This window comes from Siphonobacter sp. SORGH_AS_0500 (assembly GCF_031453245.1).
Lineage (GTDB): Bacteria > Bacteroidota > Bacteroidia > Cytophagales > Spirosomataceae > Siphonobacter.
On record NZ_JAVIYT010000007.1, the window covers coordinates 156,000 to 170,886 of the forward strand.

Sequence of the window (14,887 nt, forward strand, 5' to 3'; positions counted from 1 at the left end):
TGAACGCTACCTTTAACAAAACAGACGAACATACCTATTTATTTTTATTGATGATCTCTGTCATCCAGAGCGGCAGGCTCCTACCTTCCGCTGTAATCCAAGCCTATGATTTGGGTCTCGGGAAGACTTTACTAGCCCCAGCTCCGTCCTATTCCACCGAAGGTATCTCCTTTGGGTCTAAATAAGAGTGGGAGGAGTTGGTTTATAACCCTGCATTTTCAAAGCGAATTCGTGAAAAACGCGTTTGGAAAGTAACTAAACCTACGATGTCCAGTAACAGCCTTACTATATTTATTGCAACATTGTTGCAATAAATATAGTAAGGCTGTTACTTTGCAACATTATTGCATTTAGTACCTTAGTTATCCCTTCCCCATGCAACTTCATTTTATCAAAATCATTGCCCGACAGGAATGGAATACCGTTTTCCGAAGCCGCACCACGCGGTTGCTTTACTTCTCACTGTTGGCCGTCTCGCTGCTGGCGACGATTACCGGGTGGCAGTATGTCAGCAAGTTTAATCGGCAACAAGCGGTGGCCCATCAGCAAGTCCATGATCACTGGATGAGTCAGCCTGATCGGCACCCTCACCGGGTAGCCCATTATGGCTATCTGGTCTTTCGCGAAAAATCGCCACTCAGCTTTTTTGATTTCGGTCTCGACAGCTATGTTGGGAATGCTGTCTTTCTGGAAGCACACCGCCAAAATACAATCAACCTGAGTGAAGCCAGTTTCTCTAATGGCATGTTACGGTTTGGCGAGCTAAGTTTAGCCCTGGTCATCCAATTGCTGGTGCCGTTACTGATTGTTTTTATTGGCTTTTCAACCATCGCCGGACTAAAACAAAACGGCGTACTGAAAATTCTGCTTTGCCAGCGTGCTTCTTTCTTTGACCTTCTGGTAGGTAAAACAGCGGGGCTCACTGCTGCGGTCTGGGCTTTATTCCTACCGCTCATCTTGGTAAGCCTCTTCGCCGGCTCTTTTTTTCTTTCCGATGATGGACTAGGGATAGATACTTTATTACGTATAGCAATCATCGTTTCTTTATATGCAATCTATTTCCTGATTGTAGGGGTACTGGTCGTAGGAGTATCAGCGGTGAGCACATCGGCCAAAAATGTCTTAATGGTGCTCGTGTCCGGATGGATCCTATGCGTTGTGGTCATTCCTAAAAGTGCCCAGACCCTGGGGAGTAAGCTTCATGAAGCCCCTAACAAGATTGCCTTCGAACAGGCCATAGAAGCAGAGCTAAGCCAGCAGGGCGATAGCCATGATCCCAACGATCCGCATTTTGCCCAGTTAAAGGCAAGCCTGTTGCAAAAGTATGGCGTCGATTCTGTCCAGGCTCTGCCGTTGAATTACGGAGCACTGGTCATGCAGGAGAGCGAAACCATTAGTTCTGCTTTATTCAGCAAGCACTTTGACCGTCTGATCGGAATCTACCAATCCCAAAACGCCGTTTCCTCAGCCCTGGCTTTTGTTGATCCTTTTCTGGCGATTCGTAATCTGTCGATGAATCTTTGCGGTACTGATTTCAACTCATTTACCGCTTTTCAGCAGCAGACTGAACACTACCGCTACCAAAAATCGCAAAGGCTTAATCAGATTCATTTGACTCAAATCCGTTACAAAAACGACGGTCAGCAAAAGGTTAGTGCTAAAAACTGGCAGCAGATGCCCGATTTCACGTTTCAACCGGTTACGATCACAGAGAGCCTTTCGACGGCGGGGGTTAGTCTGGCCGCACTGACTTGTTGGGTCCTGGCGGGCTTTGGTGCTTTATACTACATCTCTTCCAAACGCAACTACTTGTTATGAAACCTTACCGAAACGTACTGCGACTGGAATTACGGCATTTTCTAAGGAGCAAGGCAGTACTTCTGGGGGCGATCAGCCTACTGGCTTTTGCCTTTTACAGCTTTTTCCACGGAAACCAGGTGATTGAGCATCAGCAGCAAACCATCGCTGCCGTGCCTTCCGTGCAAAAACATCACTTGCAGCAAATCGTCGCTCATGGGGCCGGGAAAGTGGCCGGTACCACCGCCTATTATCCGTTTTTTTATACGATCAACCCGCCTACGCCCTGGGCTCGATTTACCCTGGGCCAACGTGACGTTCATCCCTATACGCTAAAAGTAAAAATGCTCGCTATTGAAGGGCAGCTCTACGATTCGGAGCTAACGAATCCGCTCAATTTACTGGTGGGAAATCTGGACGCTGCTTTCGTATTTCTATTTCTATTCCCGTTGCTCATCATCGCGTTAAGCTATAACGTCCTTTCAGAAGAGCAGGAAACGGGTGCCTGGAATATCGTGCATACCTCGACGGCTCAGTTAAGTCGAACCATTGCCGGGAAACTGCTGGTTCGGTTTGGAGTGTTGCTGGTACTCACATTAGCTGTTTTTGCAGCGGCTTGCTTTTGCCTGCGGCTTCCATTTTCTGGGCCTACCTTTCAACTGCTGCTGGTTGTCTTGATTTATGTACTGTTTTGGTTCGCGGTCGCAGCCCTGATCGTTTCTTTAGGCAAACGTTCTTCCTTCAATGCTACTGCATTGATTTGCATATGGATCTTTCTGGCCGTTCTTCTTCCGGGGATGGCGAACACCCTCGTTAATAGCAACATACCCATCCCCGAAGCCAGCGAAACGACGATTCGTCAACGGGAAGGCTACCACGCTAAATGGGACGCCCCTAAAAAAATCACTATGGAAAAGTTCTATGCGGTGTACCCTCAGTATCGCCATTATCCGATTCCTGATGATAAATATTCGCCCGGCTGGTACTATGCCATGCAATTTTCGGGCGATCTGGAGTCGAAACATGCCTCGGAACAACTCTTCGAAAAATTAAGCCAAAGGCAAAATCTGTCCGAAATCATGGGATGGTTTAACCCGCTTATCGCAGCCCAACAAGCCTTAAACCAGGTAGCCAATACCGACCTTGAAAGTCACGTACGTTATCTGCAATCGGTTAAAGCCCATCATCGTCAAATCCGGGAATATTTTTATCCCCACATTTTTGAAGACACTCCTACCGAAAAATTGAATTGGACTGGCTTTCCGCCTTATCAGCCGGTCGGTTATGGAAACGAACCACCTACTGCTGGCATCCTGGCGATCCTGTTTTGGTGCTTTGCCTTTTTAGGAATAGCCCTGCTTTCTTTTAAAAGAAATTTCCTGACGATTAAAGATTTAACCAATGATTGAAGCCAAAAACCTCACGAAACGATACGGCAACCATACCGCAGTAAACAAGCTGGATTTACTTATTCAGCCGGGTGAAATTTTTGCGTTGCTCGGTCAGAACGGTGCCGGAAAAACTACCACAATCAACCTTTTTTTGGGCTTTGTTAAACCCAGCGAAGGTTCTGCTTTTATTAACGGCATCTCGGTGGCCGACCAGCCGCAGGAAATCAAACCCTACCTGGCTTATATCCCCGAAACGGTCATGCTCTACCCCAACCTGACTGGTATCGAAAATCTCAAATATTTCTCTTCGCTGGCAGGTTTTGCGTATTCCAGAGAAGAACTGGGGTCCTTGCTTTCAGCGGCGGGGCTACAAGTGCAGGCTTTCGATCAGCAGCTTTCCGGTTACTCCAAAGGTATGCGGCAGAAGGTAGGCATTGCCATCGCCGTAGCCAAGAAAGCAAAAGCACTCCTGCTCGATGAGCCGACCAGTGGACTAGACCCCAAAGCCTCCAACGAGTTTTCGGAAATCATTCAGACACTGGCCTCCAAGGGTACTGCCATCCTGATGACCACCCACGACATTTTCCGGGCTAAAGAAGTAGCCAGCCGCATTGGTATCATGAAAGAAGGAGTTCTTCAATCCATCATTAATGCCGATACGATCTCAGCGAACGAATTGGAAAGTCTTTACCTCAAAACAGTTTAATTACCCCTTTTATGATCAGAGTTTTTACGCTTCTTCTTCTATTCACCACTTTACAAACCCATGCTCAGCAGATTACTGGGTCTGTTTCAGATGCAGCCACTGGCTCCAAAGTTTCGGGGGCCAGCGTGAAGTTACTTGGTTCGGGCAAAGGAACCGTTACCGATTCAGTGGGTTTCTTTATACTTCCAGGCAAAGGAACCATTCAGGTCACCGCCGTAGGCTACAAAACGGAGCGACGGGTTGCCGGAAATGATTTTCTTAGCATTGAATTACTACCGGAGGTCAATCAGTTACAAACGGTGGAAGTAACGGGTCGCCTCGCCAAAGACTACAGCGGCGATTATTCGTTTTCTGCTACCCGAATTTCAACGCCCAATAAAGACATCCCGCAGTCCATTACCTCCATTACTAAAGAATTAATTACGGATCGGCAGGCTTTTCAATTGGGCGATGCCGTTAAGATCGCCAGCGGTGTGATTCCTTCCAGCTACTACAACCAGTACACCATTCGGGGGATCAGCCAGAATGAGGAAGGCCAGATTATTAATGGCATGCGTACCCGGCAATACTATTTTCTGCAACCACTGACGGCTAATATCGAGCGAGTAGAAGTGATTAAAGGACCCGCCAGTGCGACTTTCTCTTCCGTAGATCCGGGCGGAAGTATCAATTTGGTGACGAAAAAGCCCCTGGCTGTCCAACGGAAAGAAGTCTCGCTGGGCGGAGGAAGTTTCAGCACGTTTCGCGGCACGCTGGATTTCACCGGCCCGCTCAATGAGTCGAAAACCGTGCTTTACCGTCTGAACGGAGCCTACCAGCAGGCCCGTTCCTTCCGCGACCTGGTGAATAATAAATCCATTCTTATTTCACCTTCTTTGAGCTATATCCCGAACCCTAAAACGGCATTGAACGCGGAGCTGATCTACAGCGACATGAATGGCGTGCTTGATCGTGGACAACCTATTTTCGGAGCAGTGGCTGGACAGACACGGCTTAACAGCACCTCCACTCGACTCAACCTGGGAGCACCCAATGATTACTTCCGCTCCAAGGAATTGATTTTGATGGGAAGCCTTTCGCATAAGTTTAGTTCGAAGATCGGACTCAACGCCGCCTATATGAAGCAGTCCTGGACGGAAGATTTACGTGAACACCGTACCACCAATGCTTTCGCCCCGAATATCAAAAATGAGCCCGTAACCAATCTGGCTGCCATGCAATTTGTGCAACGCCAGCAATTTTGGAACACCGACAATTTGAATGCTTACCTGAATTTTGATTTCAACACGGGCAAGATGGGTCATAAGCTTCTGCTGGGCTATGATCTGACGAGTTGGAACAAGCTCAAAGGCGGTGGACAAAATGCGGCCCGAGGTTTTCTATTGAAAGACGGCACAGTAGCCAGTTCATTTGTACTGGCGAATGCCGCTAACTATCAGACGATTACTTCCAACGGGGTGGTGTTGCCTAAGCCGAATGTGAATTATTTCGATCTGCAAAACCCTCAATATACCCTCCGCAATGTCGAAGATTATACCATGAATGTCAGAACGGCACTTCCAGCAGCCCTGACTACCACTCATGCGATTTACCTTCAGGAGCAACTTCAACTGGGGAAAGTGCTGGTGCTGCTCGGACTTCGTAACGACTGGTTTGAAGATATTACCAACTACAGATCTCCTAATGCTAGTAAGGTGAACAAATCCGCCTTGCTTCCTCGAATCGGACTTACCTATACGGTCAACCAGTCCGTCAATGTGTATGGTACCTATCTGGAAGGCTTTCAACCGCAATCCAATACAGTGACGCTTATGCCGCAAACCGGTAGTTTACCCGCCGGAAGTCAGTTTGATCCCTTGCGAAGCAGTTTGAAAGAGATGGGCACTAAAACTTCTTTTTTCCAGAACCGTATGCACATGAATGTGGCCCTGTATGAAATTATTCAGAAAAATATTCTCATGAACGCCAACGACCCGGTTAATCCAGATCGGCTAGTCACTCGAGGAGCTGAACGCAGTCGAGGAATTGAATGGGAACTGGCTGGCTATCTTACCCCCGAATGGCAGGTAAATGCGTCGTACAGCTTCATCGATGCGATCATTACCCGCGACCAGGACGAAAGTTTGATTGGTGCCCGTAAACAAAACACCCCCCGGCACAGTGCAAACCTGTGGACACGCTATAATTTCAGCAGTGCATCGGCGTTGAAAGACTTAGGCGTTGGACTAGGTGTGCAGTATCAGGGCGATAAAGTACCCTGGTTTACCAGAAGTTTCATGATACCGGCATTCACCGTTTTTGATGCTGCTTTCTACTATACACCCGCTAAAAGTAACGTTCAACTGGCCATGAACGTGAATAATGTGTTTGATCAGACGTACTGGCTCGGAGCTCAAAACTACCTCCGCCTTTTCCCCGGTGCCCCCAGGAATGCGACGGTTACGCTGACGTTTCGGTTTTAATAGCTTAGTATTCTTAACGTACAAATTTTGTCTGATGGGACGATTGAGGAGCAAACCTTGATCGTCCTTTTTTTATAAATTGGCTAAGCCAGCGTGGTCCGGCTATCCTTTCTAATGGTAGCACTCACCCAAACCAAAAAATCTACAATCATAAGGTAAGCAGTTGTTAACAACGAGAAGTTGGTCGGACTCGATTAAAGATCACTAAAGTTTCAGAGTTAACGGATAAATACCTCCGGGTACAGGGAAAGCTAAGAACTTATAAAATTCATCTTGACAGCACCAATATTTTGATGGAGCCGAACGATCAGTACCTCTGCATCGTGCAGGACCGGACTCAGAAAGATCCGGCGAACGGAGTGTTTATTCCCTTTGAAAGGGATGAAGGTTTATCGATGATTTTATCTAAAGCCTTACTACTAGCCGACGATCATAAAATTAAGGACGAGATGATTCTATCACAGATTAATCGGTAGGCTCCTCCCATAGTTGCTCGGCTCTGGCCGAAGTTGACAAGTATATTTTTGTTTGTGCAAGGTGTTTTCTGACCAGCTAGGGATTTGCACCCTACCAGCCAGAGGCCTACAGCTAGGTAGAGTGTCCCCGGATTCCATCCGGGGGGAAGCAACCAAAACCAAGTAAAGCCGCCAAAGCTCATAAGGTCCTTCGCTACGCTCTGAATGACAGTAGTGGTGTATTAATAGTTAACAATCTCTTCAGTCAGTCAACTTGTTATTATTGTCCTATAAAATTTGGCTAACTGAAGAGATAATTACCTTCCTTTATAAAAGTAGCCAATAGCCTGCCACTCTCCTAAGGCATATTTTTGCTTCTTAAGCTCTCTTTCGATCTTACTTCATAATTCCGTTATCAGGTCATATCAAAATATCATTTGACTGTAAATTTATTTACCGCAAAATAAAATATATGTCTTTTATGATTTATACAGTCAGATGTTTTATAATTTAGTCTAACAGAATTCACTTCATTTTAGCAGCGTTTCAAGTTAAGATTTGTTTGCTTCTTAGCACAAGTCTTCATAAAACCTTAAAGAAAGGTCTGTTCCTTGGGAGCAGAACCCGTCTTTTATGTGCGAGTATTTTTCCATTTTATACACTTTCTTCCTAACACGTATGCGAACACTATTACCTATCAAGGATTCATCGTATATCAATATACGTTTGATAGCCCTAATTCTTTTGTGCCTATCCAGTCTGAGCAGCGTTGCCCAGAATCAAACCCTCACAGGACGAGTAACGGCTCAGGCTGACGGAAAACCCGTTCCTGGGGTTACCATTCGAGTCAAGAACAGCACTCGCGGAACGAATACCGACGTGGATGGCAGGTATCGCCTGACGGTTAGTGCGGGTGATAGCGTATTGATTTTTTCATTTATCGGCTTCGCTCCCAAAGAAGAGATAATCGGCTCACGTACAGAGATTAATACGGTATTGAGCGAAGATCAGCAACAACTTGATGAGGTCGTGGTAACGGCTCTTGGGGTAAAAAGGGAAGAACGAGCCTTGGGTTATGCCGTTCAGAAAGTAAGCGGAACCGCCCTTCAAACGGTGAAAGGGGTGAACGTCGCTACTTCCTTAACCGGACGCATTTCGGGTTTGTATGTGAAGAACAGTACGGAATTTAATCAGGCTCCCACGCTTTCGCTTCGCGGCGAAACGCCTCTGTTGGTGATTGATGGCGTCCCTTACGGAAACATGGATATTAGTAATGTACCGCAGGATGATATTGAAAGTATTGACGTACTGAAAGGCCCCACGGCGGCAGCTTTGTACGGTTCTCGCGGAGGCAGCGGTGCCATTATCATCACGACCAAAAGAGGGGGTGCAAACAAGGGTTTCACGGTAACGTTTAACTCCAATAATATGGTGAACGCGGGTTTCCTGATGTTACCCAAAGTACAAAATAGTTACAGTGCAGGGTTGGGCGGAACGTACAGTGCAACCGATTACGTCTGGGGTGCAAAGCTGGACATTGGCCTGAAAACCGATCAGTGGAACCCGGAAACGAAGAAGCTAGAAAACATGGAATTGACTTCTCGTGGAAAAAATAACTTCCGTGATTTCCTGGTTCCGGGCATCGTTACTAACAATAACATCAACATCACTCAAACGGGTGAAAACGGGAGTTTCCGGGCGTCTTTTAACCACATCTATAACAAAGGCCAATACCCTAATCTGAAATCTAACGCGTTTAATTTTACACTGGGTGGCGAAATTAAAGCAGGCGACAAATTTACACTTTCCAGCCAGATTGGTCTGAACCGCAAAACGGCTCCACAAATCACCGGAGCGGGTTACAGTGATCAGGGATATATGTACCAGATTTTAATGTGGACAGGCCCTGAATACGATTTGAGTAAGTACCGTGATTATTGGGTAGTGCCTAACGAGCAGCAAAACTGGCATTATTCGGCGTGGTACGATAACCCTTACCTCATTGCTTACGAGAAGCTCAATGCCATTCAGCAAAACAAAATGAACGCCAACCTGACGGCGAGTTATAACATTTTTCGGGGAGCCAAACTGATTGTTCGTCCGGGTTTTGACTGGTATCAGAACGATGAAACCCGCCGTAACCCCATTAATATTCTTTCAACTCGCGGTTGGGATGCGGCGGGTCTTTACTCCATCGATAAAAAGACGGGATGGAGTTTCAACGGAGACGCTTTATTAACGTATAATACCAACATCGGAGCCTTCGGTATCGACGCTCTGGCGGGGGGAACCATTTACAGTTACAGCAATCAGGAATTGTACAGCTCTACCCGTGGGGGCTTGGTTGTACCGGGGTATTATTCGCTTAATAATTCCGTCGAGCGGCCTAACGTGAGTGTAAATCCTTTCAATAAACCTTACGGCTCAAAACAGGTAAACAGTTTATACGGTAAGTTAACGCTTTCGTACCTCAACGGAATTTTTGTGGACGTAACGGGTCGAAATGACTGGAGTTCTACTATGCCCATTAACTCACGGTCGTATTTTTATCCTTCGATTGGCAGTAGCATAGTATTAAGCGAATTCTTTAAAAACTTACCTAGCTGGCTGGATTTCTGGAAAGTTCGCGGTTCTTGGACCTTATCTAAAACGGATTTGGGCGTATACGACACCAACCAAAATTATTCAACCACTACTGCTGACTGGGATGGTCTGAACTCGGCCAGTTACCCAACGACTATTCGAAGTGCTTCCATCCTTCCCGAAACCAATCGCACCTGGGAAATCGGGATGGCGGCTTACTTCCTTAACAAACGCCTTAAGTTTGATGCTGCGTACTTTAACAAGTACAACTACAACATCCAGACCAGTGCTAACATTTCTTCAGCCTCGGGCTTTTATACGACTTTAATTAACACCAATCAGACGTATGTTCGTCGTGGCGTAGAATTGAGTCTGGAATCTTCTATCATCAAAAAGAGTAATCTACAATGGGACGTAACGGCAAACTGGTCGTTTAACCACCGGTATTTCAAATCGCTCGATCCTGTTTACTCAGCAGATAATCCCTGGACAAAAGTGAACGCCCGGGTGGATACGTATACGGGTCGTACCTGGTTACATGATCCTTCGGGTAACCTCATTCATCGGACCAATGGGATGCCGCTGGCCAGTGATTATAACTATCTGTATGGCTATACTGATCCTAAATTTATCTGGGGTCTGGCCAATACCATTCGCTGGCACCAGTTTCAGTTTGGGCTGAGCTTCGATGGCCGCGTGGGTGGTTTGTTGAATAACTACACAGCTTACAAAATGTGGGATACGGGTTCTCACCCCGACACGGATAATCAGTGGCGTTATGACGAAGTGGTGAATGGTAACAAATCTTTCCAGGGCAAAGGTGTAGTGGTTTCTTCGGGAACGGTAACCTACGATACGTACGGTAACATTACCAGCGATACTCGTCAATATGCCCCTAACGAAACGAAGGTTTCCTATCAGGATTACGCCCGCCGCTATGGTGACGGCACTCGCGGCGTAACGAATGCTACTTTCCTGAAACTACGGGAAGTGTCGATTGGGTATAGTCTGCCTGCCGCGGTAGCTCAACGGATTGGGGTCCGCTCAGCTATGCTTTCCCTGACGAGTCAAAACGTATGGATGTGGACCAAATCCTTCCGTTTCGCCGATCCTGACAAGGCGGATGATACGCAGTTAACTTCTCCTTCCGTACGTTACCTGGGAGCAAACCTGCAACTGACTTTCTAAGCATTCAACCTTATTATTCAAGCATTTCCGATGAAAACTATATTCAAAACATTACTGGTTACGAGCTTGACAATAGGTGCTTTAACCAGTTGCTCAAAGTTCGAAGAACTGAATACCAATCCCGATGCGGCTGTTAATGCAACCGCCCCGATGATTGCTACCAATCTTATTCTGAATATCACCGATAACACCATCTCCTCAGGGAAAAGCTTTCTGCAACCCGCAATGCTTGGCAAAACGGTATTATATACGGAATTTCCTGAGGATTATCAGTATAACTATTTAGGAAGAGCCAGTTTCGACGGACTTGTGGTGCTTACCAACGTAGAAAAAATGATTGGTTACGCTCAAGAAGGAACGGAGAAGAATGCATACACGGCTCTCGGAAAATTTATTCGTGCCTGGAAATTTTATAGCCTTACCATGCAGGTGGGCGATATTCCTTACAGCGATGCCTTGAAGGGAGAATCTGACGTGATTGCCCCGAAGTATGACAGCCAGAAAGACGTTTTTGCAGGCATTCTTAAAGAACTCGACGAAGCCGATCAGTTATTTGCGAAGGGAGCTACTTTTCAGGGCGATCCTATTTACAACGGCGATGTAACCAAGTGGCGTAAAATGGTCAATACCTTTGAGTTGCAGGTATTATTAAGCCTCTACAAAAAAACGTCGGACACTGATTTACGAGTAATCGAACGCTTCAAGTCTATCGTTGCGAGTCGTCCGATTTTTCAGAGTAATGCGGATAATTTTCAACTGGTCTATTCAGATAAAGCCAATCAGCGGTATCCTTTCTATAAGTTAGGTAACCCTTCCATCATTTATCCGATGGTCTCGCAGGTACCCGTTGCCATCCTCAAAGATTTACAGGATTATCGACTGTTTTATTACGCCAATCCGTCTTCCGTTCAGGTAGCGGCAGGGAAAGCGGTTAGCGATTACGCAGCTTATATCGGAACCGATCCGTCGATGACTTACTCAGACATGACCCGGATTTATACCTCAAAAGATTACTCAGCTCTGAATAGTCGTTATACCGAACTGCCCGATTCAGAACCTGTTTATTTGCTGAGTTATGCCATGCTGAAATTCATGCTGGCCGAGGCTACCCTTCGCGGCTGGATTTCAGGAACGTCCGTAGAAACGTATTATAACGAGGGCATTACAGCAGCAATGAAATTCACGGCCAGCCATACGCCGGATAATGTTCTTTATCACCACAATCGGGTAATCACGGATGCGTACATTGCGAATTACATAAGTTCAGATAAGGTCAAGTTAAACGGAAATACGGAGCAGCAACTGAGCCAGATCATTACTCAAAAATACCTGAGCACATTCTTGCAGGCTCCGAATAACGATGCTTTCTACGAAAACCGCCGGACGGGTTACCCTAAATTCCCTATCAACACGGCATCCAATAATAATACACCAGCGGATAAGCTTCCTATTCGATGGTTGTATCCTCAAAAAGAACTGGATTATAACACGAGCCAGGTAAAAGCTGCGATAAATAGCCAATACGGCGGAAGTGATGACTTTAACCAACAGATGTGGTTATTGAAATAATTCGGTTTTAAATCACTTAAGAGGCCCATAAAACGGACATCTTAAGTGATAAGGTAGAGAGGCGGCTTAGTTACTCCCTCCCTGGCTGGTGTCCTCACCAGCCAGGGAGGAAAGTAGAGACGCGACTTCATCGCGTCTGGGTAGAGGCAGCCTTTGTTACTAATGCTCTTTTGGATTTACAATCCGAAAGCTACTTGTTGAGGATTTGTAATCCGATGTTTCCCCGGATTACATCCAGGGCTCCCTCCCTGGCTGGTATCTTCACCAGCCATTAATAATGGTTGGTGAGGACACCAACCACGGAACAAAAACCACCTCTAACCAGACGCTATGAAGTCACGTCTCTACAGGGAGAAGAACCTTAGACATAATCTATCATCTACCTTTCTACTACCCAGCGATTAACGGTGTTATACTTCCCTTCAATCACCACTTTGTAGAAACCTTCAGGAAGTTTGGAAACGTCCAGGGTTGCTTTTTCGGCGGTTACCGGAAGTTGATCCATTAATACATAATGATCGCTGCCCCCTTTTTCGAAGTTATTAGTTAAAGCCAGCCATATTTTCACGTCTCCCTCTTTATCAATGGCCTTCCAGGTTAACTTGATCTGCTTGTTTTCCTTTTCAATCGTAGGATGATTTACGGATAATTTTCCGGTTAAGGGTACGCCATCCAGCTCAAAAGCCCGGTCTTTAGGGAAAATAATATTCAGGTGACGACCAATCGTCGGGGTAATATCTACAATAGCAGGGTATGCTTTCGTTTCCGCAGATTTTTTAAAGTAATCATTCAGTCCGCTGGCGTTGGTAACGATCCAGGTACTGCGTTCGGCGTCGGATTGGCGACCGTGGTCTTTACCCGTCGGCTCACTGCGACCGTGATCGGTAGTAATAAAAAATTGCCACTTTTCACCCATTTTTTCGCGTTCCTGAATGGCTTTCCACAAACGGCCCATCTGATCATCCATCAACTTCACCGCATTCGTGAACTGTTCGCTATTGCCGTAGCGGTGACCCATGTCGTCGGTATATTCCAGGTATACCCAGGACAAATCAGGAGCATTGGTTTTGATGTACGTCGAGGCTTCGTTCACTACTTTTTCGTCAATCTGGCGAATGTATTCTGACTTATTATCGTGCGGAAAATGCAAGGTATCCAACTCAAATCCATCGAAATGATAATCCATCTCAAACCGATTGGTTTGAGGCAAACCCGTACCAATTAGCTTGGTGCGGTTATCCAGCCAGGTAGAAAACACAGCCGTTTTTTTATCAGGATGCGTTTGTTTGAAGAAGCGAAAAATGTTCCAGTAGTTATAATTCGGTTCTTTGATACTGTTATCCCAAACGTTGTGTTTATTGACCCAGGTACTGGTTAACAGGCTGTTATAACCAACCGCCGAAATCGTCGGGGTTTGCGAGTAAGTCTTTTTCTCCCCGCCCACATACGCTTTCGTCATCCCACCTACCTTCGCAATGGCATCCAGATTAGGCGTTGGGATTTTCTGAAGCTGTTCGTAAGAAATACCATCTACAATTACAAAAAGGGCCTTATGAGCCCCTTGCTGTGCGTAACTGGCAGTAATACTGGCAAAGGCAATCGATGAATAAGTAATGAAATGTTTAAAGGTCATCTTTTGAAGGGTTTGATAGGGTTTAATTTCGTTTGAGAAGGTCAGATAATGGGGTTGATCCTTGGTTTGAAGTTTGATACAAGTTTAAGGAGGTTTGAAAAATAGTTAGAACAGCTTCATTCGTTCGTACCTGATGTCAAACTTCAAATCCGTTCAAACTTATATCAAACTTCAAACTAAATCAAACCTACTCAAACTAGATCAAATCTTAACTTTAGCAACTGGTACCCAGACGGGTTCGCCAGTTGCTGCACATACATTCCGGTTCCCTGCGAATACGTTGTGCCCTTTACATCCGAAACCATCTCCTGCGTAGTTCCTTTGATGAGAATGTTAATAACAGGCAGAAGACTGCTTCTATCCGAGGTCGAGATAATCCCTTCTACACCAATATTCTGAGCCATGAGTCTGATGCCCAAGAGGAGCAAAAAGACGGTCATTTTCTGACCATGAGTCCATACGTTACGCAGAGGATGCCTCATAGAAATAGGGTCAATAAAATGCCTTTTCGAGGGAAGAAAAGGAAAAATGAGATCTGAAAACGGTTTAAAATCCGGCAACAAAAGTAGGTTTTCGGAATCAGGAGAAGGTTATATGTGTGTTATGAAATGGTTAATGTTTGATTGAACGTTTAGTTAATCTATTTTAAAATTAGTGTCTATTGTAAATAGAAACATAAAATGGAAGATTAAGCGGAAGTATGGGACGCAAGAGTATAAAAGAGCCTCGCCAGAAATAGATCATTATGGTCTGTTATAACTTGGCTAAGAAAGAGGGCTGGGAAACACCTCGACTGCCCCAATAGCTCCGTCGATAAATATCAACCCTAGTTTGGTTATTCATTACTTTTAAACCCGGCAAAAGCTGATTGATATAGGTTAGTTAGGTAAAGACAAAATCATTTTACCTTAACTAAAAACTTCCAAAGATGTATTAATGGAAGTGCTTGCATTCTGTGTGAGAGAAGGTAGTATTCAAGCAGATCATGCCTTTGGCCTAGTGAGTACCCTCTTTGTCATTCTGACTGGAGCGTGCTTTTACGTTAGTTTAATAAAAGATACCAAAACAGATGAATAAGAAACTAGCAGAATTCAAGCTGAAAG

9 protein-coding genes are annotated in these 14,887 nt (G+C 45.6%); 7 read left to right on the forward strand and 2 right to left on the reverse strand.

Annotation, left to right across the window (positions count from 1 at the left end):
- The first annotated feature begins 375 nt into the window (after positions 1–375).
- The 7 genes from QE357_RS23090 to QE357_RS23120 all read left to right on the forward strand — a co-directional run bounded on the left by QE357_RS23090 (position 376) and on the right by QE357_RS23120 (position 12,151).
- A complete protein-coding gene (locus tag QE357_RS23090) occupies positions 376–1,818 on the forward strand; it encodes a DUF3526 domain-containing protein (RefSeq protein WP_309713099.1) in 1,443 nt (480 codons plus the stop codon).
- Positions 1,815–3,206 carry a DUF3526 domain-containing protein gene (locus QE357_RS23095; protein ID WP_309713103.1) on the forward strand — a complete coding sequence of 464 codons (1,392 nt, stop codon included), beginning with the start codon at positions 1,815–1,817 and terminating at the stop codon, positions 3,204–3,206. Before QE357_RS23090 ends, QE357_RS23095 begins: the two co-directional genes overlap by 4 nt.
- Positions 3,199–3,894 (forward strand): ATP-binding cassette domain-containing protein, encoded by a 696-nt coding sequence (locus QE357_RS23100; protein ID WP_309713106.1) that lies wholly within the window; start codon positions 3,199–3,201, stop codon positions 3,892–3,894. Before QE357_RS23095 ends, QE357_RS23100 begins: the two co-directional genes overlap by 8 nt.
- A gap of 11 nt (positions 3,895–3,905) precedes the next feature.
- Positions 3,906–6,356, forward strand: a complete 2,451-nt coding sequence (locus QE357_RS23105) for a TonB-dependent receptor (RefSeq protein ID WP_309713109.1) — start codon at positions 3,906–3,908, stop codon at positions 6,354–6,356.
- Positions 6,357–6,646: 290 nt separating this feature from the next.
- Positions 6,647–6,832, forward strand: a complete 186-nt coding sequence (locus QE357_RS23110) for a hypothetical protein (protein WP_309713112.1) — start codon at positions 6,647–6,649, stop codon at positions 6,830–6,832.
- Positions 6,833–7,489: 657 nt separating this feature from the next.
- On the forward strand, positions 7,490–10,582 hold the full coding sequence (locus tag QE357_RS23115; RefSeq protein ID WP_309713115.1) for a SusC/RagA family TonB-linked outer membrane protein: 3,093 nt from the start codon (positions 7,490–7,492) through the stop codon (positions 10,580–10,582).
- Positions 10,583–10,612: 30 nt separating this feature from the next.
- Positions 10,613–12,151 (forward strand): SusD/RagB family nutrient-binding outer membrane lipoprotein, encoded by a 1,539-nt coding sequence (locus tag QE357_RS23120; RefSeq protein WP_309713118.1) that lies wholly within the window; start codon positions 10,613–10,615, stop codon positions 12,149–12,151.
- A 379-nt stretch (positions 12,152–12,530) separates the two neighbouring features.
- Here the strand turns inward: QE357_RS23120 and QE357_RS23125 are convergent, their stop codons facing one another.
- A complete protein-coding gene (locus QE357_RS23125) occupies positions 12,531–13,784 on the reverse strand; it encodes an alkaline phosphatase family protein (RefSeq protein WP_309713121.1) in 1,254 nt (417 codons plus the stop codon).
- 191 nt (positions 13,785–13,975) lie between these two features.
- Positions 13,976–14,266, reverse strand: a complete 291-nt coding sequence (locus QE357_RS23130) for a hypothetical protein (RefSeq protein ID WP_309713124.1) — start codon at positions 14,264–14,266, stop codon at positions 13,976–13,978.
- Positions 14,267–14,887: the final 621 nt, after the last annotated feature.

Bases quoted from the DNA above. Each gene is read 5' to 3' on its own strand.
- QE357_RS23125 (WP_309713121.1), bottom strand. From the start codon at position 13,784: ATGACCTTTAAACATTTCATTACTTATTCATCGATTGCCTTTGCCAGT.
- QE357_RS23090 (WP_309713099.1), top strand. From the start codon at position 376: ATGCAACTTCATTTTATCAAAATCATTGCCCGACAGGAATGGAATACC.
- QE357_RS23120 (WP_309713118.1), top strand. From the start codon at position 10,613: ATGAAAACTATATTCAAAACATTACTGGTTACGAGCTTGACAATAGGT.
- QE357_RS23095 (WP_309713103.1), top strand. From the start codon at position 1,815: ATGAAACCTTACCGAAACGTACTGCGACTGGAATTACGGCATTTTCTA.
- QE357_RS23105 (WP_309713109.1), top strand. From the start codon at position 3,906: ATGATCAGAGTTTTTACGCTTCTTCTTCTATTCACCACTTTACAAACC.
- QE357_RS23130 (WP_309713124.1), bottom strand. From the start codon at position 14,266: ATGAGGCATCCTCTGCGTAACGTATGGACTCATGGTCAGAAAATGACC.
- QE357_RS23115 (WP_309713115.1), top strand. From the start codon at position 7,490: ATGCGAACACTATTACCTATCAAGGATTCATCGTATATCAATATACGT.
- QE357_RS23100 (WP_309713106.1), top strand. From the start codon at position 3,199: ATGATTGAAGCCAAAAACCTCACGAAACGATACGGCAACCATACCGCA.